This is a genomic window from Acinetobacter sp. AYS6, assembly GCF_025630795.1.
GTDB lineage: Bacteria > Pseudomonadota > Gammaproteobacteria > Pseudomonadales > Moraxellaceae > Acinetobacter.
Window position 1 is genome coordinate 137,241 of the sequence record NZ_JAOTNV010000010.1, and the last position, 26,055, is coordinate 163,295.

At 37.1% G+C, this 26,055-nt stretch carries 20 protein-coding genes and 2 pseudogenes; 11 read left to right on the forward strand and 11 right to left on the reverse strand.

Annotated features, from left to right (window positions below):
* Positions 1–55: 55 nt before the first annotated feature.
* The 7 genes and pseudogenes from OD757_RS16380 to OD757_RS16410 all read right to left on the reverse strand — a co-directional run.
* Positions 56–3,862, reverse strand: coding sequence for a DUF4365 domain-containing protein (locus OD757_RS16380; protein ID WP_263032516.1), 3,807 nt, complete (start codon positions 3,860–3,862; stop codon positions 56–58).
* Between the two features lie 107 nt (positions 3,863–3,969).
* A complete protein-coding gene (locus OD757_RS16385; protein WP_263032517.1) occupies positions 3,970–4,533 on the reverse strand; it encodes a TetR/AcrR family transcriptional regulator in 564 nt (187 codons plus the stop codon).
* A 188-nt stretch (positions 4,534–4,721) separates the two neighbouring features.
* Positions 4,722–4,877 (reverse strand): hypothetical protein, encoded by a 156-nt coding sequence (locus tag OD757_RS16390; protein ID WP_263032518.1) that lies wholly within the window; start codon positions 4,875–4,877, stop codon positions 4,722–4,724.
* Positions 4,878–5,211: 334 nt separating this feature from the next.
* Positions 5,212–5,703 carry a flavin reductase gene (locus tag OD757_RS16395; RefSeq protein WP_009390640.1) on the reverse strand — a complete coding sequence of 164 codons (492 nt, stop codon included), beginning with the start codon at positions 5,701–5,703 and terminating at the stop codon, positions 5,212–5,214.
* Positions 5,704–5,890: 187 nt separating this feature from the next.
* The gene (locus OD757_RS16400) at positions 5,891–6,934 is read right to left on the reverse strand and encodes a methionine synthase (protein ID WP_009390634.1); all 1,044 of its coding nucleotides are present in this window, start codon (positions 6,932–6,934) and stop codon (positions 5,891–5,893) included.
* A 21-nt stretch (positions 6,935–6,955) separates the two neighbouring features.
* Positions 6,956–7,942: a DUF1852 domain-containing protein gene (locus OD757_RS16405; protein WP_151964661.1), complete on the reverse strand. Its 987-nt coding sequence runs from the start codon at positions 7,940–7,942 to the stop codon at positions 6,956–6,958.
* A 367-nt stretch (positions 7,943–8,309) separates the two neighbouring features.
* Positions 8,310–8,753, reverse strand: a pseudogene (locus OD757_RS16410) (LysR family transcriptional regulator); the annotation flags it as partial.
* Between the two features lie 249 nt (positions 8,754–9,002).
* Between OD757_RS16410 and OD757_RS16415 the strand changes: the two are divergent.
* Together OD757_RS16415 and OD757_RS18340 are read left to right on the forward strand one after the other, a co-directional pair.
* The gene (locus OD757_RS16415) at positions 9,003–10,160 is read left to right on the forward strand and encodes a hypothetical protein (protein WP_263032519.1); all 1,158 of its coding nucleotides are present in this window, start codon (positions 9,003–9,005) and stop codon (positions 10,158–10,160) included.
* A 1,115-nt stretch (positions 10,161–11,275) separates the two neighbouring features.
* Positions 11,276–11,509, forward strand: a pseudogene (locus tag OD757_RS18340) (hypothetical protein); the annotation flags it as partial.
* Between the two features lie 61 nt (positions 11,510–11,570).
* Here the strand turns inward: OD757_RS18340 and OD757_RS16430 are convergent.
* Positions 11,571–12,596: a fatty acid desaturase gene (locus OD757_RS16430; protein WP_263032559.1), complete on the reverse strand. Its 1,026-nt coding sequence runs from the start codon at positions 12,594–12,596 to the stop codon at positions 11,571–11,573.
* 216 nt (positions 12,597–12,812) lie between these two features.
* Here OD757_RS16430 and OD757_RS16435 point away from each other — a divergent pair, with 216 nt between their 5' ends.
* Entirely contained in the window at positions 12,813–13,820 is a 1,008-nt protein-coding gene (locus tag OD757_RS16435; protein ID WP_263032521.1) for an AraC family transcriptional regulator, read from the forward strand.
* Positions 13,821–13,878: 58 nt separating this feature from the next.
* On the opposite strand, the gene OD757_RS16440 is transcribed toward OD757_RS16435, so the two are convergent.
* Both OD757_RS16440 and OD757_RS16445 read right to left on the reverse strand, forming a co-directional pair.
* Positions 13,879–15,246, reverse strand: a complete 1,368-nt coding sequence (locus tag OD757_RS16440; RefSeq protein WP_263032522.1) for an amidohydrolase — start codon at positions 15,244–15,246, stop codon at positions 13,879–13,881.
* Between the two features lie 33 nt (positions 15,247–15,279).
* Positions 15,280–16,665, reverse strand: a complete 1,386-nt coding sequence (locus OD757_RS16445; protein WP_263032523.1) for a long-chain fatty acid transporter — start codon at positions 16,663–16,665, stop codon at positions 15,280–15,282.
* A 298-nt stretch (positions 16,666–16,963) separates the two neighbouring features.
* Here OD757_RS16445 and OD757_RS16450 point away from each other — a divergent pair, with 298 nt between their 5' ends.
* From OD757_RS16450 to tcuB, 6 genes are all read left to right on the forward strand, one after another.
* On the forward strand, positions 16,964–17,893 hold the full coding sequence (locus tag OD757_RS16450) for a LysR family transcriptional regulator (RefSeq protein ID WP_005302915.1): 930 nt from the start codon (positions 16,964–16,966) through the stop codon (positions 17,891–17,893).
* 278 nt (positions 17,894–18,171) lie between these two features.
* Entirely contained in the window at positions 18,172–19,482 is a 1,311-nt protein-coding gene (locus OD757_RS16455; RefSeq protein ID WP_263032524.1) for an MFS transporter, read from the forward strand.
* Positions 19,483–19,571: 89 nt separating this feature from the next.
* Positions 19,572–20,366: a substrate-binding domain-containing protein gene (locus OD757_RS16460; RefSeq protein WP_263032525.1), complete on the forward strand. Its 795-nt coding sequence runs from the start codon at positions 19,572–19,574 to the stop codon at positions 20,364–20,366.
* Between the two features lie 131 nt (positions 20,367–20,497).
* Positions 20,498–21,427, forward strand: a complete 930-nt coding sequence (locus tag OD757_RS16465; RefSeq protein WP_009390620.1) for a LysR family transcriptional regulator — start codon at positions 20,498–20,500, stop codon at positions 21,425–21,427.
* Between the two features lie 103 nt (positions 21,428–21,530).
* Positions 21,531–22,937 (forward strand): FAD-dependent tricarballylate dehydrogenase TcuA, encoded by a 1,407-nt coding sequence (gene tcuA, locus OD757_RS16470; RefSeq protein WP_263032526.1) that lies wholly within the window; start codon positions 21,531–21,533, stop codon positions 22,935–22,937.
* Positions 22,927–24,060, forward strand: coding sequence for a tricarballylate utilization 4Fe-4S protein TcuB (tcuB, locus tag OD757_RS16475; protein WP_263032527.1), 1,134 nt, complete (start codon positions 22,927–22,929; stop codon positions 24,058–24,060). Before tcuA ends, tcuB begins: the two co-directional genes overlap by 11 nt.
* A gap of 77 nt (positions 24,061–24,137) precedes the next feature.
* On the opposite strand, the gene OD757_RS16480 is transcribed toward tcuB, so the two are convergent.
* Complete coding sequence (locus OD757_RS16480) at positions 24,138–24,671, reverse strand: HPP family protein (protein WP_031999811.1); 534 nt, start codon at positions 24,669–24,671, stop codon at positions 24,138–24,140.
* A gap of 98 nt (positions 24,672–24,769) precedes the next feature.
* Between OD757_RS16480 and OD757_RS16485 the strand changes: the two genes are divergently transcribed.
* Positions 24,770–25,318 (forward strand): TetR/AcrR family transcriptional regulator, encoded by a 549-nt coding sequence (locus OD757_RS16485; RefSeq protein WP_263032528.1) that lies wholly within the window; start codon positions 24,770–24,772, stop codon positions 25,316–25,318.
* Positions 25,319–25,332: 14 nt separating this feature from the next.
* On the forward strand, positions 25,333–25,992 hold the full coding sequence (locus OD757_RS16490; protein ID WP_263032529.1) for a VOC family protein: 660 nt from the start codon (positions 25,333–25,335) through the stop codon (positions 25,990–25,992).
* Positions 25,993–26,055: the final 63 nt, after the last annotated feature.

The window sequence follows — 26,055 nt, forward strand, 5'->3', positions numbered from 1 at the left end:
ACCTCTTTAATTTTATGTGTATTAATAAAGTAGAGTCCAAGGACTCTGCTTTATTTCAAATAATCCCATCAAAGCTTTCTAAATATTGATACTCTTCTGAACCTTTTACAAATGAAGCTTTTAAATTTTCAAAAGCTACTTCTTTAATCTTATTATTCATTTTTTTGATAATATCTTTTAATAAAAATTCATTTTCATACGTAATTTCATTTAAAAAAATCGTAACCTCCTTATATTTAATCCATAATTCTTGATGAAATTTACTTACAAAGTTATCAGAATCTATTTCTATTTTTCTTTGTAATCCACAATGTACAAGCCAAGTATTTAAAATTTCTTGTGGATCTACCGTAGGATTATTCTCTAACAATTTACTTATTAGACTCAACAAAACTTCTGCTGATAAATTAGCTATATCTACAGAATTAAACATATTTATAAATATATTTAATTTATCGATAAAGCTTTCTCTTTCCATAAGAAGCTTATCAAAAACTATTTTAAACCTCGTATCCTCATAATTATCAACCTCACCTCTTAATAAATAATAGTTAATTAATTTACTCAATAAATCAAATTGAATATTAAAACCTAAAATTCCAAATGAAAAACAATCAACCATTTTTTCAAAATATTCTTCTTCATTCAAAATATTTTTACAAAAAAGAAAATTCAAGACATTAAAGACATTAGCACATAAAATATTTGAATTATGCTGCTCCATTAAGACAGACAAATATAAATCATCAGTTAATAATACTCCATATTCATTTTTAGAAACACAATCATAGTTAAAAAAATTGGCCTCACTATCATCAATCAAATGCAATTTTTCTATATTATTTTGAAGTGCTCTTAAAATACTCCCTGAAATCTGACTATTAGGAGAAATATAATTATGAGTAGTTAAATTTATTCTCTTAAAAACTGAATCTAAGATCGAAAATTTTGGTAAGGCCTTCAAGAAAAAATCTAATACATTCAAATCATTCAAAATTAATAAAGATGTTTCTTCAATTAAAATAATATTGGAACTATCAACAAGTCTAAAAAAAACTTTAGGTTCAATTTGAGGAGAATGTGATATTTGATATTCCGTTTCTTCTTCCTTACCACACTTTGACAACATCCAAGTTGTGTAAACATCTCGAGTATTTTGCAAAAACTTTCCACGCATAAAAAATGGTACAGGCAGTTCTCTACTCCTTAATTTTTGCTTATTATTTTCCCATTTTTCTTCTAGTTCTGGAGTGACTCCAGTTAATTTCTTTAAAGAGGCTAAAAAATCTTCAGCACCACTCTCAACATCTACGTGACCTCTTCTTAAAATTGTTGAATCAGGAAAGTTTTCAAAATATCTATTACTTCTTTCTTGGTAACGCTCAATTTGTGCATCATTTTCAAAAGGCTGATGTAGCATACATAATTGTAAATAGTCACCTTCTTGCTGAACACTATTTTGATCAACTAAATCTCCATATTTTATAATAGCTATTTTTAATTTATTGATATAATTTGGATTATTTGCATATACCTCAATCAATCTTCTAATTAGATACCTTTTTTCATCCAATTCTAGGTTACCAACTAAATTATTTTCCAATATATCTACGACTTCATCTATAAATCCCAATGAAAAACATAAGTTAATATAAAACTCCTGATTTAATTCTTCCGCATTATCTTCATGGATCGCTTCACGTATTATATTATAAGCATTACCAACCTTACCTTGATTTTTGAGTGCAGCAGCCTTTACTAATTTCCATTTAGAAATAGCAACACCTTTAATTATATTTTTCTCTGCTAATGCTTCTGCCTCTTTCCATCGACCTGTTGTAAAAAATGCTTGTGCTAAATCTAGATACCTATTTTTTCTAAGTTCTCGCACATTCAATACTTGCTCAGCTAATTCAATTATTTGATGTGCAGATATAGACTCATGAGGATTTAAATATGGTAATAGTTGTTCTGCTATAACTATAGGTTTTCCTAATTTTAAATAAGTTTTATATAAGTCTTGAGCAAAATCATTTCGTCGACTTTTATCATTATTTGATGCCGTCACAAATTTTTGAATAGCAAGAAAAGCCTCACCATCTGGTAGTTGTTTAACAATATTTTCATATTTTTCAACTAATTCTTTCTTAAACATCGCCTCAGCAATTTCAATACCATTACAAAAAATTGCAGGTATATTATCTTTTTTTGAGTTTATTAAGAAACTTTCATATTCATTTATAAGATCTAAAGATTGTTTATATTTTCCCAAGTATGAGTATGAAAGAATTTTAATTCCACACTCATCCACATCCAAACTATCTAATTTATCTAATAACTTTATAGTCTTTTTATAATTTCGCGAATTAAAAAGTATCCGAATATAAGGTCGTATTATTTCTTTATTATAAGGCCTTTCAATCAATAAAATATCAAAATAATCTGTTAATTCATCTAATCTATTAAAATATCCATACACTAAAGGACTGATATCCATAAGCATTACTACATCACGTGGATAACCTAATTTTTTTGCAGAATTCCAAGCCTTTTGTAATAGTTCATAGGATAATTTCATCCCTTCAATATCATAATTTGCGAGCCCATCAAGTGGTAAAATTTCTCCAAATACTCCTATCTGATTTGAAGCCTTATGAAAATATCTTCGTGCTGCTAAAGAATAAAAATCATATTTTTTTCTTTCATTATCAAAGTCTAAGTTAATATTTTTATCTATGATTTCATCTAGCTCTTGATAAAGCTCCCCCATTGTACATATTCCCATTTGAGCAGTTATCTCATTAGGATATTTCTTTTTTAAAAAATTTAAGGCTTCCAATGGTTTTTTAAGTAAAGCAAGAGACTTGGCTTTAATAACACATTTAGCAAAGTTTCCATCATCTAAAGAATTCACTATTTCTTCAAGCTCCACCTCCGATGGCATAGAATCTAGTTTAAATTTAGATTGGAGATATGCTAAGTGATAACGTTCCTTTTGATCTTTTTCGTATGACAATTTATATAGATTTTCTGCCTCATCAAAAAAACCTTCATATGAAGAAATATCAGCTTTTTGATAATAGAACTCGGCAAGCTCATGACTAGTGAAACTATCCTTTTTTTCTTCTAACTTATCTAATATTTTTTTTGCATCTATAACACGATTATTTGCTAAAAAATCAGAACAATTTTTCAAATCTGTGGTTACTTCACCTTTAGGATTATCTATCCAAGGAGCTTCCCCCTGTAACTCAATAGATTTTAAGAAAATAGGTTTTTCATCTATAACTTGTGTAATTCGACTTAAAGTTTCGACTACTGGTTTTTCATGTTCACTAATACCCTTTTTAAGCTCATTAAAAGCTAATTTCTCTTGAAATCTACTTGCATAGAAATCATAGATATCTAAATCTTGATCTAAAATATTTACTTTAGGGATATTTATTGAAATGCTTTTTTGATTTACTAATTTCTCATGATTTTCAGCAAACCAGTTATCATCAAGCCAAAGATAATAGATCGGACATTCATATAATTTTTTTTCATCATGAATATCAGCGACAGCTACCATGACTAATGGTTCCTGACGATGGTAATACTCTAGTGTACTGGTTTTAAAATCATATGATATTAAGGTATTTGCTGTATTATAAGCAGGTGCTGTAGTGCCCTTAAGTTGTAAGTAAAAACTAAACTCAACATGGCCAGTATTATTTTTTAGTTGTATTAAATAGTCTATACCAAAATCTGAATCACCATCTTGTTCTTTCTCTATCCAATTGAGGGGCATATTAATAGCTAAAACTTTTTTAGCTAAACGACCAATTCGCTGACTTTCTCCTTCTTTAGGTAAATTTGTCATAATTATTACCCCTATCTCACTATTTTTACTACTAAATTTACTATAATGACTTTTAAAAAATTAATATAGTTTGAATAATAAAAAACTGAAAATATTCTGATACACCTCTATATAAAATTATTACCCCTCCCCCAAAACCACTCCAACACCACATCCCGTTCATCCACACTATTTGAACTTAAAACCTGTAGCATCAAGCCATCAATTAAGTTTAAAACCATATTGGCATCGGGATTAAATGCATTAGTTTCCAGACTAAAGACCAGATCAAAAAGCTCTCGAAGTAGCCATTTTCGATATTCAATTGCCATGCGGTAAGCCGTTGGATAAAGCTGTTTTATTTCAAATATGGCTTTAAACAAAAGATGGTAAAGGCTATTTATATCGGCATGTAAACACACAATTTCTTTGAGTTTATCGGTTGGTTTTGAGTAGCGGTGTGAGTAGACAATTGCCAGCACTTCTTCTTTCAGTCGGCTTTTTTGAAAGCTTATGCACGATTCTATAAGGCGTTCTTTTGAGTGAAAGTAGTTATAAAGCGTGGCTTTTGGAATTTTAGTTTCTTTGGCGATCAGGTCTACGCCTGCATTATGGAATCCATGCGTCGTAAAGAGTTGGATGGCGGTATGTATTACTTTTAATTTTTTTGAAGTCGTTTCTAAATTTTGCATAGGTTTACCGTTATAAATTCTTGTTGTTTCTAAATGAGATAAAAAGCCTGCGCCCTTTCTGGGAGAAAAAAAGGCACAGCAAAGCCGCAAGACGGTGCTTGGCACATCTCAAGTTTGTTATTGCTAAGTTTTAAGTAAAAATGACTTAAAGCCTGAAAACCTTATGGCGTTCAAGCTGCTTTAATTTTTTAAGCTGTGTCGTTATAGCCTTTGGCAATGAGTGCCAAGAAATGATAGATGTGCATAGCCAACTCCTGATTTTGGGAGTTCTGCCAGAGCATTTGTTTGGAATTATGGTGGCAGAACGAAAGAGGGTTGACAGACTGGCTTCGAGAACCCAGCACACCCGAAGGTGTCCCCCTTCCGTCCTACCGCTACAAAAAGGGAGACGAGTGGGTCTACATCAAAAAAAATGAATTTTTTCAATGTCCTCAAAGATCAGCCTGTCAAAGCCGGCTGGCAATGTGGCCAGCACGCAAAGCATAATCGGAGAGTTGAAAGGTGTCAATGTAGCTTTTATGACAAGTATTTAAATTTATTATTGTTTTTCATTAGATTAACTTAATTATTATTTTGGATATTATATATAATTGTATTTTTAGATTAAATGAAGCGATCCATGCTTATTGATTTCTATTTTCTAACTTTTAAAGTGAAACAACAAAATGGAAAGTGGGATTAGACAATCTCCGTCTGCCCCACTTGGTGATAAGCACGATTAAAATAAACCAAGCTTTGGTCATGCTGGCTTTGTTTAATCGCCACAATCGGACAAATCAAAATGGTGTGTGTACCGACTTGTTGAATTTGTTCAATCTCACAATCGAAACTCACCAAAGCATCTTCTAACACAGGTGAACCTGTTTCTAACTCAATCCATTCGCCATGTTTAAAGCGCTCTTCTGGAGTCAGCTTAGACGAAAATGCTTTTGAAATATGTTCGTGGTGTGCGCCTAAAACGTTCACAGTTAAGATTTTGTTATCTAGGAAATGTGCATGTGAACTCGCAGATTGGTTCATACACACCAATAATGTCGGAGGTGTGTCAGTCACACTACAAACAGCAGAGGCAGTAAATCCAAAACGGCCAGACATGCCTGCCGTAGTCACAACACTAACTGCACTTGTGAGTAAAGACATTGCATTTCTAAAGTCTGTTGCTTGAACCATGACATTATTCCTAAATTGAATCGTACCTTGTCCTGAGTGTTTGCTATACCGCCCAACTCCATCAGGAAGGTACTTTATCGACATGAGTCCTGATTAGAACTACATGTAGTAAGTAAAATGAGGGTTACTTGTTTGATTATCAACTGCCATCAAAAAAGTAACCCTTTATACCACTTATTGGTAAATATTAAGCAGTAAGATCATAACCAGTCAGTTCTCGGCGAACGATTTCTGCACCTGCCGTTAAAGCATTTAACTTGCCACGTGCCACTTCACGTGAAAGAGGCGCCATACCACAGTTTGTGCAAGGGTAAAGCTTGTCGGCATCTACAAACTGAAGCGCTTTACGAAGTGTGTTAGCCACTTCTTCTGGTGTTTCAATTTGGTTAGATGCTACATCAATTGCACCAACCATGACTTTTTTACCACGAATGAGTTCGAGTAAATCGATAGGCACATGTGAGTTGTGACATTCTAACGAGATAATATCGATGTTAGATTTTTGCAGTTTCGGGAAAGCTTCTTCGTACTGGCGCCATTCAGAACCGAGTGTCTTTTTCCAGTCAGTGTTAGCTTTAATGCCGTAACCATAGCAAATGTGAACCGCAGTTTCACACTTAAGACCTTCAATTGCACGCTCTAAAGTCGCAACGCCCCAATCATTTACTTCGTCAAAGAATACGTTAAATGCTGGTTCGTCAAACTGAATGATGTCTACACCAGCAGCTTCTAACTCGCGCGCTTCTTGGTTCAAAATTTTAGCAAATTCCCAAGCAAGTTTTTCACGGCTCTTGTAGTGACCATCGTAAAGCGTATCAATCATGGTCATTGGGCCAGGTAATGCCCACTTAATGGGTTGATCAGTTTGCTGACGTAAAAACTTAGCATCTTCAACAAACACAGGCTTTTGACGAGACACCGCACCTACAACAGACGGTACGCTTGCATCGTAACGGTCACGAATTCGAACTGTTTCGCGCTTCTCAAAATCTACACCATTTAAGTGTTCGATAAACGTGGTCACAAAGTGTTGGCGGGTTTGTTCACCATCGCTCACAATGTCGATGCCAGCAAGACGCTGTTCGTGCAAAGCTAAACGTAGCGCGTCTTTTTTACCTTCAAGCAGACCTTCGTTTTCGAGTTTCCAAGGCGACCAAAGCTTTTCAGGTTCTGCAAGCCAAGACGGTTTAGGTAAGCTGCCAGCAGTTGAAGTCGGTAATAATTTTTTCATGATCAATGACCTATATGTTGATTAATTAAGAGCGTAATTAGCAGACCACTGCTCAAGAATCGCTTGGTATGGTTTGATAAATTGCTCTTCAACAAACTTCCCTTGCTCAATAGCGAGGCGGCTACGTTCTTCACGGTCATACACAATTCGAGTAAGTGAGTAATCTTGGTTCTTTAAGCTTGGCTGATAAGACTGTCCAGCCACTGAATTTGCGTTGTAAATTTCAGGGCGGTAAATCTTTTGGAACGATTCCATGGTGCTGATGGTGCTGATCAACTCAAGGTTGGTGTAATCACTCAGCAAATCACCCGTAAAATAGAACGCCAAAGGTGCAGCACTGTTTTTAGGCATGAAATAGCGAACTTTTAAGCCCATTTTTTGGAAATATTCATCAGTGAGTGAATAGTCTTCTTGCTTGTATTCAACACCTAAAACAGGATGTTCGTTTTCAGTACGATGGTACACTTTAGTCGTCGAAACGCTTAAGCAAATCACTGGCGCTTTTTTAAAGTTGGCTTTGTAAGTTTCAGAGTTAATAAAGCTCTTAAACAAGTTACCGTGCAATTCACCAAACTTCTCTGGCGTGCTAAAAGTAGACTTGTTTTTGTTGTGATCTAACAACAGCACACTAAAGTCATAGTCACGTACATAAGATGAGAAGTTATTACCTACAATGCCTTCGATGCGCTCATTGGTTTTCTTATCAACAATATTGGTTTTCAATATTTCGATTAAAGGAAGTCCGCTTGCACGGTTTTCGGCATCAATATTCATTTCAACTGAAATGATTTCAAGTTCAACGCCGTAGCGGTCACCTTTAGGATTGTCCCAATGAGCTAAGGCATTAAAACGATTGTCGATCATCTGTAAGGTGTTGCGCAGATTCTCTTCACGGCTCATCCCTCTCGCTAAGTTAGCAAAGTTGGTTGTAATACGCGTATTGTCTGCTGGACGATAGTTTTCATCGAAACAAATACTCTTAATCGTAAATGTAAATTCTTTACTCATTTTGATCAGTACCCTAATTTCTGAGATAAACCTAAAAATATTTCGAACTCTTTTTAAACTTTCCAGCCTTGTCAGATTTGTGCCTTATGGTCTTATCAAAAGTGAATTACTGGAACGCTTCAGAGCGTGAATAGATTTATACCGCAATCACAACATGAATAAAAATGATTTAGTCTCATTCAAAACTGAGTGAAATTCATGTTTAGGATTTAATAAAGAAGTATGAAGTTAAATTTTTTTCATCATTGGGAATTTTAGACAGCAGAAATTCAATATACGGCGCTCAAGCAGCGCTTTAATAATTTTAAATATTTATTATTATTTTCAAATGCTTAATAAGAAAAATTCAAGTTAAGAAATAATCAACTTAATGTAATTTATGCTGACTTCCATTCATCTCTGCTTTTAGCCATTCTAAAATATGGTTTTACGTGAATCTTCCTCAAAAGCGCTATGAGAAAGTAAAAAATAAGCTGAATTATCTTGTACAACAGGTGATTTTTTTTGCAGTAAGTTCCACTCAAGCTCTTTTTCAATCATATAAATTGAGATGACCGTTGCGCCGAGTCCAGCTAAACAGCCTTCTAAACATAAATAAAAATGCTCGAGTTCAACTTTGGTGTAGTCTTTTAAACTTTGCTTTAACTCAGCAATACGACTCATGTTTTTGAAAAAATTTGGCCTAGAGGTCGAGATCAGTACGTCGTTTGTTTCCGATGGTTTGGTTGCTTGAACTAGAGCGATATATTCATCGGCAATTTTTTCACTATAGATATGCTCTCCAAGCGAAGTCATTTCGGCAGAGTATAACGACTAGCCCAAAGCTACCTGCCAGATCTACTATAACGAATATAGCCAATTAAACATTTCAGGCAAAAAACCGCTATAGAGGGGATATTTTCTGCCCCCTGAGAATAAAGCAGGTTCTCATGCCTACGCACAGATTTTGCTGTGCTTCTTCATATCGATTGCCGTTAGTGTGCCATTATGTCAAGATATTAAAGAAGCAATCTTTATAATTTTCATTAATAAATAAGCTCTACAAAGAGGTAAATGCAAAATGTCAGAAGACAATAATAGAGATTATATTAGTCATGATAATTTATCTATTATTAATACTAAATATTATCATAACAACCTTCTGAATATACACCGTAGCTTATTATTGATGAGAAATGTAGTTATTATTGAAACTGACTCCCTAAATTTTAGTTTTGATTTAGATGATTTTTTATCAGAAATTGAGAAAAGTATCTTTTTAATAAAAGAATTTCCTTTATATTTCCCTGCCAACGAAGCAATGATTGAACTTACAAGAGAGTGGATTGAACGAATTGAGAAGGTACTAAAATTAACTTCAGGGAATATTAGTCATACATTTTTTAATGAAAGTGGATTTTTATTAATAAAAAATTTAATTAATGATATAAATTCTTTTTTTGAAAAATATTCTGATAAAAAGAACACACATTATACAAATGATCATGAGTATCGAATTTTTGTTGAAATGCTAAGAGGAAGAGAGCTTAGTTCAGACAATGCACTTGAAGCAAAAAAGCTATCTGACCAACTTGAAGAAATTAAAAATAAATTAAACCAAGATAAAGAACTTTCTCAATCTGTAAAAGATGCATACGAAGATATCAAAAGACAACATTCTAGTTTTAATGCATTTATTGAACAAAATTATAATAATGCGACAAAGAAAATATATGATGAAATTTTTAACACTGAAAATACTTTAGCAAATGAATATCGTTCATATGCTATTAAAGTATTCGGTGTAGTTGCCTTGATTGCTTGTATTACGTTTATTACTCCATGGTGGTTTGGAGTACTGCATTGGACTAGAACCTATAAATTTGTAGTAGATCCAGTAGACACTCTCTTTTTTGTTAAATCTTTATTTATGTTTTTACTAACTGCACCTGGTTGGTATTTTGCAAGAGAATCAGCTAAGCATCGTCAGGTTGCATATAAAGCCAAAATCATTAGTGCTGAATTATCTGCATTACCATATTACATTGCAGATCTAAATGAAGAGAAAAGGCATGAAATGCGTATTAAAATGGCAGATAAATTTTTTGGACAAGAACTATATAATGATAAGAAGAGTGATAATAGTAATGTAAATGAACAGACCAAAGCTACTACTGAAGCTATTAAAACTATTAATGCTTTATTGGGTAAAGCAAATAAACCGGGTGAAGGAGCTTAAGACTATGAAAGTTAAATTAAGTATTGATTTTGAAATCTATCAGAGATAGTTAAAAATTGGGAATAAACCTATATAGATTTTTTAGTAAACCTCTCTAAGCCAATTAGTGATGATTTACCTATAAGGAAGTTTATCTGAATGACTGATTGAAAGGTAATTTTATATGTTTAATTCTATTATTTACTATTTATTAGAGATGGATATGATCAAAAAAAAAGAAGAAAGTGAAGTTGAACGTAAAGAACGCAGATGGCAAAATATTGAAATCCTTTCAATATTTGCTGCACTAGTGTTAATTGGTTACATCTGGAAAATTTATCCTGATACCTTACGAGAAATTGATCAAGAAAAAACACCAGTTACTGTTCCTTTTAAACAGAATAACGCCACTGATTTGCCCTATGATGAAAAGAAATCATATGCACAAAAAATAGGTGAAAAATACGGTACTTATGGTGATACGTATGGTTCTTTAAATACTTTATTTAGTGGTTGGGCTTTTGCTCTATTATTAATTTCATTATTTATGCAACGAAGAGAATTACAAGAACAAAGAAAAGAATTAGCTGCACAAAGAGATGAAATAACAAAAGCAAATGAAATTGCTGAGTCTCAAAGAAATATTACAAAGCAACAATCAGAATTATTAGCTCAACAAAGCTTTTATTCACTTTTATTCAAATTATTAGATGAAAAAAATAATAAAATTAATTTATTTTACTTTAAAGACTCACATAATGGGCGTTCATATGAAAAACAAGAATGTTTTATTTTTTATAGTAAAAATATTTTAAGAAGTGCAGATACTTTAAATATATTTATTACTGATGAAATGACTCCATCAGAAGTACTTGATGCTTACAGAAGCTTTATAAAAAGTTTCTATCACGATGCTTCAGAACGTTCTGATAATTTGTTTGAAGCAACCTTATATTTTGAATTAATTACTAATATTTTAGATTTAATCGATAAAAAAGCAAATCCTAAAAATATAGAAACAGATATTGCTTTCTTAAAATCCTATATAAGTCATGATGAGTTAGTTATTATTGCAACTTATGGTTTCTATAATTCAAAACTTTATCGCTATATAAATAAATATGGTTTATTAGCCAATTTTGATAGCATTCTTTATGAGATACCATATCAAATTTTTTCTCACTTATATGATACTAATGCTTTTAGAACTTTTACCCCAAATGAAGCTACTGAGACAGAAAATGTTAGCCAAGCAAGTGCAGCTTAATAAAGTGATTGGTTCAATTTTATGTGTATTAGGTGTGATTCTGCTTTTACTAAGTTTCAGTAGAGCCGCTTATTGTTTAATAATCTTTATAGTGATTTTATGATTAATGGACTGAGCACTTTACATAGAACTCAGTCCATTTGAGTGAGATAGACAGCTATTCTTTAACTCTTCGATTCAGATAAATTATTTACATTCCAACGATTTGCTCTTTTAAATGTTCCGACATCATTAAACCGCACTCCCATATCACGCATCACTTTATGAGCAACGGGCGCGGTCATTTGGCGAATGTAGAATGGTTCTTTCACTACAAAATGATGAATGGCATGCGTTGAACCAAAGTTAAAACAGAACAATTGGAACGGCATCATCCACCACGGTGTTAACACTTGTGTTTGTTGAATGACATTACCAAGTTCAACATCACCGTAGTAATGCATGTTGCTGGTCACAAAGTGCAGGCAGAAGGTACGTAGCACATTTGGCGCAATCCACACCACGGTCAGAATATTAATCACATGCATAACATTTAACGTTGTAGCTGACCACGCAATCGGTGCATTTGCCAAACTTGAAACCATATCAACTGCATGGAACCCTAAAAAGATATACCAAAGCGACCAATGAATAATTCCAAGTGGAAAATAAGCTAAGAACGCACGTTTAAAAATAACTTTTCTAACCGTCCAATTGCTTGCAGAAATAATGCGTAGCAAAACTGCAAAGCCATTGTCACCAATCGCGATGAGACGGCGTATGCTCCACTGCTCTCCGTTGGTTAGCGCTCTTTCTTCTAAATCGACTTCGGTGCCCGAGTTTTTATGATGGTTAAAATGAAGCTCACGGCGTTTCCACGGGTTAATGGTACTTGGGCGAGCTAACCACACTAAGCCCATCATGAGGTGATGTGCCCATGGTTTTTTTCTAAAATACATCCAATGAATCAGGTCGTGTTCTAACTCATGGGTAAGAGATGCAAAAAACGCAATTATGGGAATTGCGAACCAAGCTGATAGCTGATGGTTTATATAAAGCACGGCAGTAGCAATCATCCCAACAAGGGAAATAAATAGAATTATGGCCCCTATTGCATTTTGATGGTTCAAAATGGGATGGCGCTTGCGTAAAGCCACACCTTCTGCGGTAACCACTTTTTTAATGTGTTCCGTTTTTTCGCTATCGGTCATTCCAGCAGGATTTTTATAAATGTAGGTCATCCGTTATTCCTCAGTTTTCTCATGACCCTACTTTATTTAGATCGCCCTAGGTGTGCTTAGCTCGAAACGCCAATCTATTGGCTATGGATGCCAAAATAGAAAGATTCAAAGCAAACAAAAGATTTTTTAGTTTTGAATCTTTTATACTGTGAACAGGAATATGAATCACAAGTTATAGGACATAACATGCCACAGACAGCAACGGCACTGGCTAGCTGGGTTAAAGCGATTCAAAAAGCGCTTGAGAAAGCAGGTGTAGATAGCCAACCTTTATTAAAACAAGCAGGTTTAGATATTCAGGCGCTAAACGATCCAGATGCGCGCTATTCATTAAAAAATACAGCAAATTTATGGAAATTAGCCGTTCAAGCGACTCAAGACTCGTGCTTTGGTCTTAAAGTTGCGAGCCAAGTCAACCAAAATACATTTCATGTGTTGGGCCATTCACTCATTACCAGCACGACCCTAAAAGAGATGTTTTTAAGAATTATTCGTTACTTCCGTATAGTGACCGACATTCCTGAACTCGAATTTTATGGCGAAGGAAATAATCATTATTTCGTTATTCATGTTCCCGACGAAGTGCAACCCGAATCTATTGATGCTTTTATCTCTATTTTTATTCGTTCAAGTCGTGCGTTACAAAGTTCTGTTTTTTCGCCATTACGCATTGAACTAAGACGTCCAGAACCCGAAGATCTAGAAACTTTTCAGAGCATTTTAAAAGCCCCGATTGTGTTTAATGCGTCCAAAGACATGATTGTGTTTGACACCGCAACCATAGAGCAGCCTTTAGACGGGGGAAACCCCACCCTCACTCAAGAATATGATGAGATTATTAATCGTTATCTGGCACGGTTCGATAAAGAAAATATATTGGCGCGTGTGAAAGTAAAACTCATTGAAAAATTATCTACAGGCGACTTTCAACAGCAAGACGTAGCGAAAAGTTTAGGCTTAAGTATCCGGAGTTTGCAGCGCAAGCTTTCGGCAGAAAATACCTCTTATAGCGAGTTGCTCGACAATACACGACACGAACTTGCGTTGTCATATATCAAGAATTCAAGTCACAATATTACAGAAATTGCTTATATTCTTGGCTTTACCGATGTAAGTAGTTTTACCCGTGCTTTTCGACGTTGGACGGATTTATCCCCTCTACACTATCGGGAAAAACATCTGTCTTGTTCTTAAATCCCTAAAAATTTTAGATAAAAAAGATGCATCCATGTGCATCTTTTTTATGAACATCTTATTTTTTATTTAATAGTTCGAGCATAGACACCGTGGTGACTTTAGCTCCAACTGGCAAGGCTTTTAAATCTACAACGTAGTTAGGACTGTGCGGAATGTAAGGTGCAGGTTTGCCTTGCTTTATTGCATTTGCAAACACAACTGGATCGGCCACGCCAATAAACATAAAGTTAAATGGAATGTCTTTTTGATCACCTAAGAGATGATGAACATCTTCCGACCCCATAAAAGGCGGATAGTCAGTTAAGACCTGTTTGTCGCCCAATAACGCTTTTAGTGGTCCATTTAAACGTGCAGAGAATTCTTTATTATTGACTACAGGCGTGCTTGAACCTTTGAACGTAAAAGTAGGCAATTGATCTTTAGCCATACCCTGCATTTCGGCCGCACCTTCACTCATGAACTTAATGTTATTTAACATGGTTTCACGTACTTTTGGATCAAACCAGCGCAAGTTCATTTTGACCAATGCAGTAGGAGGAATCACGTTATTCGAATTTCCAGCTTGAATTGAGCCGATCGATAATACTGCCGCTTTTTGAGGGTCAACTGCATTACCCATAATGGTTTGATATTGAGTAATGGCATTTGCAGCCATGCTAATTGGGTTTTTGGTTAACATGGGTAATGAGCCATGCCCACCCACACCTTTAAACAAAATATCAAGTTGATCGGTTCCCGCCATGCGTGGTCCCGGTGCATTAATGACAACACCAACAGGTGCAGGTGTGGTATGTACTGCAAAGAAATAATCAGGTTTTGGTAAATTATATTTCGTCCATAAGCCGTCAGTCACCATAGCTTTAGCACCCGTTATTGGCTCTTCGGCAGGTTGTGCGACTAAAATAATGGTTCCGCTCCATTCCTTTTTTAAAGCTACCATGGTTTTTGCCATGCTAAGCATCCATGTCACATGCGCATCATGACCACACATATGTGCAACAGGCGTTTCGGTTCCATCATCAAGTTTTACCCGCACTTTACTTGCATATGGCAGACCTGTTGCTTCTTGAACAGTATTAGCATCCATGTCGGCACGGTACATAACCGTTGGTCCCTCACCATTTTTTAAAATACCGACCACGCCTGTTTTTGCTATTCCGGTTTTAACATCAAAACCTAATGACTTAAGTTCTTTGGCAACAATGGCAGAAGTGCGGGTTTCCATAAACCCGAGTTCAGGGTGCTCATGAATATCTTTATAAACCTTACTTAACCATTCTGTTTGACCATCAATAATGGTGAGTGCTTTTTGGGAAACCGCGGGCAATGTTGTTGGACTTGCATCTGCATGAAGGAGAGTTCCATAACCTGCAATCAAAGTCGATAAGCCTAAAAATATACCGTTTTTGATCATTTTATTCATGTATTGAATTCCTTATAAATTAATTATTTAAATTTAAAATTTATATCCAATTTTTAAGCCATAGCTTATCGAGTGGTTGTCCTTAAACTCACCCACGTAATAGTCACTACCGGCCTGTGCACCAAGTTGAGCCTTTGCATCACCTAACCAGTAATATTTCACACCACCAGAAATAAAATATTGGGATGCTGGGCTATATTGAGCACCAATTCCTAAATTGTAATATCCCTTGGTTGGGCCACCTGTTGAAACTTTATCGCCTGCACCCGAGTCCCAACCCACTGACACAGAGCCTAGCCATTTAGGCGAAAAACGTTGTCCAACACCCAAATTTAAAGTCCATTGGTCATCGTCATAACGAACCAAATTAAACCCTTCCGGACGGCTTGGTGTTGATAACACGCCAATAACTTTTGAAATTTCACCAAAACGATAAGGTTGTAGCGCTAAATCACTCCAATTGACCCAACGTAAACTCCCGAACAATAAAGTTCCCTGACGAAGGCCTGTTTGAAACTCTAAATTGACTGAATCTGGAGATTTAAATTTGGTTGTACCCGACCCTTCACTATCAGGTAACTCTGAAATAATATGATTTAAATAGTTTTTCTTTTGTTCGGTCATCTGCCCGATAGACATCATATAGTCGAGATGTTGACTCACTAAATCACGCCCTGTCTGAGTCGTTAACATATCAATTAACGGCGCATTTTCAGTTGCGTTTACTTTGTGGGTAATGGCAGAGCGGTAGGTAAGTGAAACTTTAACGGCCTTTTCAGGAATTTGATAAGCCAGTCCAGCCAACCAGCCCCAATCACCTGCAGTTTTAGTTTGAAAGTCATAGCCATTATAAAGACTAAATACATTGCCTCTTAAATTGACCTGACTTTTGAAGGTTTGATAAACCGGTCCAGCAAAAACATTCCAGTTTTTATTAGGCTGATACCCTGCAAGAAAGCTAAAACTTTGAATATCAAATTCTGATTTTGTATTTCCTGTAGGCACTTGACCAGAAGTAGCCTTTGCAAGGCTTGTAGTGGTAATGCCGGGTAGCATAACCGTGTCTTTCGGTGTTGCTACAAAACCATTTACACCAGAATATTCTGTGTCGGCGCCAAAAGGCTGATCGTAAAGCAGCCCAAATGAGTATTGTGGCGTGAGCTGAAACTTTAAAGCAGCAGTTGGCCGATAATCTGTATTGGCAATATCGGAAATTGATTGATGTGAAGGGTTAGTACCAGATTCTACTCCTTTTAAATCGGTATCTGTCACACCTAAACTTGCTTCAAAGTAATTTCCCGGTTGTAAAAATGCTGATACGGATTGGCCTGTTTTATCAAATGCAGCAGCATGTAATGCACTTGTACAAATTGAAGCGATTCCCAGTACTAATGTTCTATTTCTTACTACAAAAATCATGGATCCATCCTGGATTTTTTTATTTTGATTGTTCACTTTATTTAGATTTTGAGGGATGCGCTTAGCCCCAAACGCCAAATCGTTGACTGTGGATGCCATATTTAAAATTTATAAGATTGCCGCTCTGTGATGAGCTAAGTCCCTTGGAACTCAAGATTAAAGACCATGATGATTTAAAACTTTCAGATAATTTTTTAAGAAACTTTTATATTTTTTGCTGTTAATATTAAAGCGCATGATAGATTTCCCAATCCTTCATATCTATATAAATCAAGGATGATGAGCGAATACATTTATTATGGAAATCAAACAAATAAAATATTTTTTGACGGTGGTTGAAGCAGGCAGTATTGGTAAAGCTGCCCAAAAACTCGATGTCGGCGCTTCGGCCATTAGTCAGCAAATTAGTAAGCTAGAACAAGAGTTAAGCATTCGCTTATTACAGCGTAATGCTTTTGGCGTCACGCCTACACCCGCGGGTCTGGCCTTTTTAAAACACTCTCAACTTATTTTGCGTCAAGTTAACTTTGCTATAGACGCTGCGCATTCAGCTCGGCTTTCAGGTCATGTCAGCCTTGGTTTTCCACCGACCATTACCGCTTTAATTGGCATCCCTTTAATGAAACTAATGTCTGAACGCTATCCAGACATTCGTCTAGAAATTGTGGAAACCCTGTCGGGCAACCTGATTCAGTCGATTAATTCACGTCAGCTTGATATTGCCATTATTTTTACCAATGAAATTGATAAGCAGTGGTCAATACAACCTTTGGTACGCGAGCAAATGTATTTAATGGCACGCAAAGAAGTGCTTGAAAAATACGGTCTTGCCGACTGCATCAAAAGTGGAATTATTCAGTCCCAACAAATCGGTGATATTCCTTTGGTATTGCCACGGCAGCGTCATAGCTTAAGAAAATTGCTTGAACACAAGATTGGGCAGCTTAATGTCGTCTATGAAATTGATGGCCTACACTTACTTATGGATAGCCTGATTCACCTTGACCTTGCGAGTGTCCGACCCGGAAGTGCCTGTCTGCAAGAGTACAAACATAAGCTTCAATTACTCAAACTCATTGACCCAGAAGTTGAGCGAATCAATTACTTGGTGAGCCTTGCCGAAGAAGAATTATCACCTGCCGCACTCGCTGCAAAATCGGCAATTAAAGCCTGTGTGAAAGAGTTGATTCAAAACCAGATTTGGCCATGTTCTGAAATTATTTTATAAAGGGTCATTAATTTTATTAAATACCTAATTAATTTTGCCCTCTCACTCCCTCCTGCTGTTTGAGATTACATTTTCTTCTGAATGATAAGTGAATTTCTGTTTATCAAATTATAGATGTGTAGTTTGAACTGGAAACAAGGCATCACATTTTCTACGAAGGACACCTTTAAATCTCATCTCTAACCCATGTGTTATTTAGGTTTATTGAATGAGTCGACTTAAAGCCCTCTATTGAAAATCGTGAATGTTTCCATTTTGTCAGGCCAAGGAGGTCTCCAATGGATGTCGTGAATAACCGTAGGGCTACTTTTAAAAAAATATTAAATGTAACGAGTGGCAACTTTTTAGAACAGTACGATTTTTTTCTTTTTGGTTTCTATGCCACTTACATCGCAGCAAAATTTTTCCATTCTGAAAATGAATATGTCTCTTTAATGATGACATTTACCGTGTTTGCTGCGGGCTTTCTTATGCGTCCTCTCGGCGCTATTTTCTTGGGCGCTTATGTCGACAGAGTTGGTCGACGTAAAGGTCTTATTGTGACTTTAAGCCTTATGGCAATCGGAACCATCTTAATTACCTTTGTACCAGGTTATGAGACGATTGGTATTCTTGCGCCAATTTTGGTGGTGATTGGACGTCTATTACAAGGCTTCTCGGCAGGTGTTGAATCTGGCGGTGTATCGATTTATCTCGCTGAAATTGCAACCGATAAAAACCGTGGATTTATCACAAGCTGGCAATCTGGCAGCCAACAAATTGCGGTTGTGTTTGCGGCATTACTTGGCTACTGGCTCAACACTATCTTAACTACTGCTCAAGTGGGTGAATGGGGCTGGCGTATTCCGTTCTTAATTGGTTGTTTGATTATTCCTTTAATCTTCTTGTTCCGCCGTACGTTAGAAGAAACTGAAGACTTTAAAGCACAAAAAACGCATCCATCGACCAAAGAAATTTTCAGCACGCTTGCGAGCAACTGGCGCATCGTACTTGCGGGCATGATGATGAGTGCTATGACCACAACCACGTTCTATTTCATTACAGTTTACACCACCGTGTATGCAAAACGTACTCTAGAAATGTCGGTAACGGATAGTCTTTTAGCAACCGTATTTGTAGGTTTATCAAATTTCTTCTGGTTACCAATGGGTGGCTTACTTTCAGACAAAATTGGTCGTCGTCCAGTTTTAGTCGGCATTACAACCCTTGCCATCTTTACAACTTATCCAGTTTTAAGCTGGTTGGTAAGTGACATTAGTTTTACCAATCTGATTATTACGCTTGCTTACTTCTCGTTCTTCTTTGGTATGTACAACGGCACCATGGTCGCAACGCTTGCCGAAGTCATGCCAAAACGTGTACGTACAGTTGGCTTCTCTTTAGCGTTCAGCCTTGCAGCCGCTATTTTTGGTGGTATGACTCCAATGGCTTGTACGTACCTTGTCGAAAACACAGGCAACGCAAGCACACCAGCATTCTGGCTGATGTTAGCAGCGGTATGTAGCTTAATCTCAAGCTTGTATTTATGCCGTGGTTCTAAGCAGAAGAATGCTGACCCAATTGCAGAACCTGCGAAGGTTAGCGCTTAAAACAACAACGACTTAACCTGAAATTTTAATGAACAGTACGGCGCATGTTGCAGCCGTACTGTGTTCTCCTATCATTAAAGCGAGATACTATGAAAAAGTCCCCTATCTTCATGACCATTTGCTTAGCTGGTGCAGGCTTAGGCTCAACGCTTACTAACGCAGATACACTCGAAGTGATTAGCTCAGGCGGTTTCTATTCATCTATGGAAAAACTCATTCCAATATTTGAAAAACAAACTGGTCATACGGTTCACCTTTCTTCTGGTTCATCAATGGGTGCATCGCCAACTGCAATTCCAAATCGCCTCGATCGCGGTGAACATTTTGATGTGGTGGTATTGGCCGCTCCTGAACTGAACAAGCTTGCAGAAAAAGGTTATGTAGACCCAAGTTCACAAAGTGCTTTAGTCAATTCAAGCATTGGCATGGCTGTTCCTAAAGGTGCACCAAAACCAGACATTAGCTCTGCGGCAAAATTTGAAAAAGTTTTATTAAATGCTAAGCACATAGGCTATTCAGCAAGTGCGAGCGGTACGCATCTTGAAAAAGATGTTTTCCCAAGCTTCCCACCTGTCGAGTACAAAGTGATTTCTGGTAAAGCAGAAAAAGTGGTCGGTGACCGCGTTGCAAAACGTATTGCTGAAGGTCAGTTTGATATTGGTTTCCAGCAAATTAGTGAAATCAAACCTTTTACTGGCCAATATGGTCAAGTTGATTTAGTCGGTCCAATTCCTGCGCCTTATCAAAAAGTCACTGTATTTGCAGCGGGCATTGGTAAAAACTCTGAACATGAAAAAGTCGCAAAAGAACTCATCAAATTTGTGAAGTCACCACAAGCAACACAAATTATTGAAGAACAGGGTCTTGAGCAGGTTAAACAATAAAAGCTCTAAAAGGCAACATCTTGAGGTGATGTTGCCTTTTCTCTTTTAGTGGTTTACTCAAAGCAATAGAACAAAATCTATAGCGATAAACCAGTGTAGAATAATCAATAAAGGTCAATGTAGTATTTGCCGTGGAACTCAAACAATTAAAGTATTTTATTGCGGTGATCGAGTCAGGAAGCTTGGGTAAAGCTGCAAAAAATCTTGATATTGGAACTTCTGCATTAAGTCAGCAAATCTCAAAATTAGAAAGCGAGCTTTCTATTCGCCTTTTACAACGTACTGCTTTGGGTACGGTTCCCACCCCTGCGGGTTTAGCTTTTTTTCAACAAGTTCAATTGGCACTTAGGCACTTAGACCATGCTGTAGATTCTGCGCATTCTTCACGTTTAAGTGGTCATGTTACCGTCGGTTTTTCGCCAAGTGTCGCGTCGGTTATAGGCACACACTTTTTAAAACTCATGAGAAACCGTTATCCCGACATTAAAGTCCGTTTAATTGAAGGCTTATCGGGTGACCTCAAGGCCTTAGTGAATGCAAGGCAGCTCGATGTTGCCATTATCTTTAGCGACGACGTCGACCCACAGTGGGCCATACAGCCTTTAGTCAAAGAACAGATGTTTTTAATCTCGCCTAAAGAGGTGCTGAGTCAGTACCATCTTGAAAGTTGTATCGACACTCAAACCATTACTCATCCACAGCTTAAAGAACTTCCGCTTATTTTGCCGAGCCAACGACATGGACTGCGCTTGTTGCTCGAACAGAAAATTCATCAGCTTAAAGTGGCGTATGAAATTGATGGGCTGCATTTGTTAATGGAGAGCATTAGCCAACTCGAAATGGCAACCATTCAACCTGCGGGTGCATCGTTAAACTCACGGCAAGACCTATGTTTACTGCGCGTTGTAGAACCTGCCATTGAGCGTATTAACTATTTAATTAGTCTATCTGAAGAAGAACTCTCGCCCGCTACCTTAGCCACCAAAGTGGTGATTCGTGCTTGTGTAACCAACTTGATTAATGAAAAGCGTTGGCCCGGTGCGAAACTCATAAACACTTAAGCCTTTAGTGTTTATTTTTACTAAACACCCATTCAAGCTTAGCCTCTCACTTCATCGTCCCTTTTAAAGCTACATTAGCCCTAGCTGAGAAAGGGAGAAATCCATGCATGATGTGATTGTAATTGGTGGTGGGAATGCCGCACTGTGTGCTGCGCTCACGGCAAAAGAAAGTGGCGCTTCTGTACTTGTCATAGAAGCAGCACCTAAAGAATGGCGTGGTGGTAACTCACAACACACTCGTAACCTCCGTTGCATGCATGATGCCCCTCAAGATGTATTGGTTGATGCCTACCCCGAAGAAGAATATTGGCAAGACCTACTTAAAGTGACTGCGGGCAAAACCAATGAGCACTTAGCTCGTCTGGTTATTCGTAGCACGGCAACCTGTCGCGACTGGATGCGTAAACATGGGGTCAATTTTCAGCCACCACTATCGGGTGCTTTACATGTTGCACGTACCAATGCCTTTTTTATGGGTGGCGGTAAAGCCCTCATTAATGCGTATTACCGTAGTGCCCAAGAGCTTGGCATTGAGATTTTATACAACACAAAAATTAAAGACCTAAAGTTAAACCAAGGACACTTTGAAGCTGCAATTGCGGAAGATGGCCGTGTGTTTAAAGCGAAAAGTTGTGTATTGGCCGCAGGTGGTTTTGAGTCAAATCTGGAATGGTTAAGAGAAGCATGGGGACAAAATGAAAACGGCGAATGGCCTGCCGATAATTTCATTATTCGTGGAACCCGCTTTAATCAAGGTAACTTGCTCAAATTTATGATAGATCAAGGCGCCGATATTATTGGTGACCCATCGCAATCGCACTGTGTGGCAGTAGATGCACGAGCACCGTTATATGACGGCGGCATCTGCACTCGTATTGACTGCGTTTCACTAGGAATTGTGGTCAATAACAAAGCCGAACGTTTTTACGATGAAGGTGAAGACTTCTGGCCAAAACGTTATGCGATTTGGGGTCGCCTTGTTGCCAAACAACCTCAGCAAATTGCCTATTCCATTATCGACTCAAAAGCCATTGGTCGCTTTATGCCACCTGTGTTTGCGGGCGTAAAAGCAAATAGCATTCAAGAACTGGCCGAAAAAATCGGGCTAGATGTAAAAACCTTCTGTCACACCGTAGAAGAATTTAATCAAGCCTGCGTACAAGGCACCTTTAACCACACGGTTTTAGATGACTGCACCACCGAAAATATTGTTCCCAACAAAACCCACTGGGCCGTTCCTCTCGATCGCCCACCGTTCTATGCCTATGCGCTTAAACCCGGAATTACCTTTACCTATTTAGGCTTAAAAGTCGAAGATGATGCTGCTGTGCGTTTTAACGATAAAGCCAGCCGCAACCTGTTTGTCGCTGGTGAAATGATGGCAGGTAACGTACTCGGTCAGGGTTATACCGCTGGCGTTGGAATGTCGATCGGAACGACCTTTGGACGCATTGCCGGAAAAAATGCAGCCCACTATGCACTTTCACAAGGAGTTGAACATGAATGCTAGTACTAAAGCCCTAATTCCAGTTGTTCAGCTCTCTGACCATGAGCAGGAAGTTCAAAGAGCCCTACAGATTTGTAATGCTTGTCGTTACTGTGAGTCATTTTGTGCTGTATTTGCGGCGATGACCAAGCGCCTTGAGTTTAATCAAGCCGATATTCATTACCTCGCAAACCTTTGCCATAACTGTGGTGCTTGTCTACACGCTTGCCAATATGCCCCGCCGCATGAGTTTGGTGTAAATATTCCGAAAGCGATGGCACAAGTACGTTTGGAAACTTACCAAGAGTTTGCGACCCCTCAGCCTTTAGGCCGACTTTATAAGTCTGTCGAAATTCCTTTTGTCTCGGCGTTATCAGTTATTTTCTTTTTATGCATGTTAGCTGTGGTGTGGTACAAAGGCACCGACCTGTTTGCAGGTTATCAAGGTAATTTCTATGCGATTTTCCCGCATAACTTTTTAGCTCTATTATTTGGAGCAACTTTTACAGTTGCGATTGTTTTGCTCGGCATTGGAATTAGTAAATTTTGGCGACAGACGTCTAAAGTTATTCACGGCAAAGTTGAGAAACCAGACCTAGTTCAAGCTACCCAAAATGTATTAACACTTAAATATTTAGATGGTGGACATGGCAAAGGCTGTAATGAACAGGATGACCGTTACACACAAATCCGCCGCGTGTTTCATCACCTGACGTTTTATGGCTTTATGCTTTGCTTTGCAGCCACAGGCGTAGCGACTTTATATCACTATTTCCTTAACCTACATGCGCCTTACCCTATCTTTAGCTTGCCTGTGATTTTAGGTACTTTCGGTGGGTTTGGCTTAGTGATTGGACCATCTGGCTTGCTTTATTTAAACCTTAAACGTCATCCATTACATGGTGACCGCGAGCAAAAACCTGTAGATCGAGGCTTTATTTTCCTTTTAATTTTAGTCAGTGCTTCAGGCTTAGCTCTCATGGCATTTCGCAATACACCTTACATGGCACTTTTACTGATTTTCCATTTAGCTACGGTCATGACGTTTTTTATTACCATGCCATTTGGAAAGTTCGCACACGGTTTTTACCGCAGCGCTTCTTTACTCAAATTTGCCATCGAAGAACGTATTTCTAGAAAGTCATAATTTCATTCAAAAGTATTCACTATCTTGACGTAGTGAATACTTTCATTATTTTAAGCTCAAAATATTTCATAACTTGCCTACTTTTTACTATTTAAAATTCCCAAGCCATACATCGGCCACTTGGTACTCGCTTTAATATTATTGATTAGCATCGCCACCAAAACTAAAGACACTGCACCCACCAAAACAGGAAAAATTAAGAAACTCCACTGGTAATGTATGCTGCTCGCAGTGAGCAAAATAACCAAAGGGTTGGCCCCAGCAGGTGGATGAACGCATTTAAACACTTGCATGAGCGCAATGGCACAACCTACTGATAAAGCAATTGTAAAAATAGAAACACCAACAAATTTTAGAAAAAACAAACCTACAAAAGCCGAAATAAGATGTCCAAATATAATATTTCTCGGCTGCGCCAAAGGTGACTGCGACACGGTATAGAGCAATACACAGGTCGCACCAAACGGCGCCATGATAAAGATATTGTGTGTGAGCTTACTCAACCACAGAAGTATAAAAATACTGAGCGTACCTCCAATAAGACTTCTTAAAACATCAACTTTACTGGGCGATGGAGCCAGTTTTTCTTTGCCATAAAAGATAGAGAACATGGTTTTTATTCCTGAAACAAAAGTTGCTTTTTAAAAAGCATATAGATAAAATTTCAAATAGTACAGATCTGTACTATTTTATTTTTTGGAAAAGACACATGTCAAAATCTGCCTTAAAAATATTAGATACAGCCGAGAAACTATTTAATGAAAATAGTTTTGTCGGGGTTGGCGTTGACCTGATTCGCGATGAATCTGGCTGCTCTAAAACTACGATGTACACGTACTATAAAAATAAAAATCAATTGGTTAAGTCTGTGCTCATTGCTCGTGATGAACGGTTTAAGCAAAGCCTTCTAGGTTATGTAGGAGATGCAACAGGGTTAGAAGCCATCAATAAAATTCTGGATTGGCACACCAATTGGTTTAGACAAGATTTTTTTAAGGGCTGTTTATTTGTAAGAGCGGTCGCTGAATCTAACCAAGATGATCAAGACATTATTTCTATTTCTAAAGCCCATAAACAATGGATTAAAGTATTGATTGCACAAAACTGCAATATACCGAATGGTGAAGCTTTATCTGAGCTGATCTATACGGTGATTGAAGGCTTAATTAGCCGCTTTTTAGTCGATGGTTTCGATGAAACACTTGCGATAAACATGAAAAACTCTATTAATCAATTATTTAATATTCATCAACATTAGTATGAGAACTTAAAATGGAAGTGGACCATATTTTTATTTGTGTACAATCAGGCGCTCCCGAAGCTGAAACTTTAAAAAAATTCGGTCTAACAGAAGGTTCATCCAATAAGCATCCGGGTCAAGGTACAGAAAACAGACGCTTTTTCTTTAAAAATAGCTTTATCGAATTAATCTTTTTAAATAATCCAGAAGAAGCTTCAAGTGATCTCACAAAACCGACTCTGCTTTTTGAACGACTAAGTACTCAAAATAATATCGCGTCCCCTTTTGGTATTTGTTTTCGCCCTAAAAATAAAGATGATAACGGTGCAAAATTTCCTAATTGGGTTTACAAGCCAAGCTATTTACCAGCCGGCTTAGAAGTAAATGTTGCCAAAGACTCTGTTGTATCTGAACCGATGTGGTTCTTCCTTTCATTTGCTTCACGACCAGACCTTGCTGCGAAAGAAAAACAACAACCTCTTGTGCATAGCAAAGATTTATCAGAAATCACCGCAATTAAGGTTTCTATACCAAACCTTGAAGAGCACCCGACTTCATTACTGTTCAATACAGTTGATAATTTTGAAGTCACCGATGGATCGGAGCATTTAATGGAAATTAGTTTTGATCATGAACCTCAAGGAATAATTCATGATTTCAGACCAGAGCTGCCGCTTATTTTTAAATATTAAAACGCTTACTTTTTAATAAAAAAACTGTGATTTATTGCAAATCACAGTTTTTATTTAAATTGA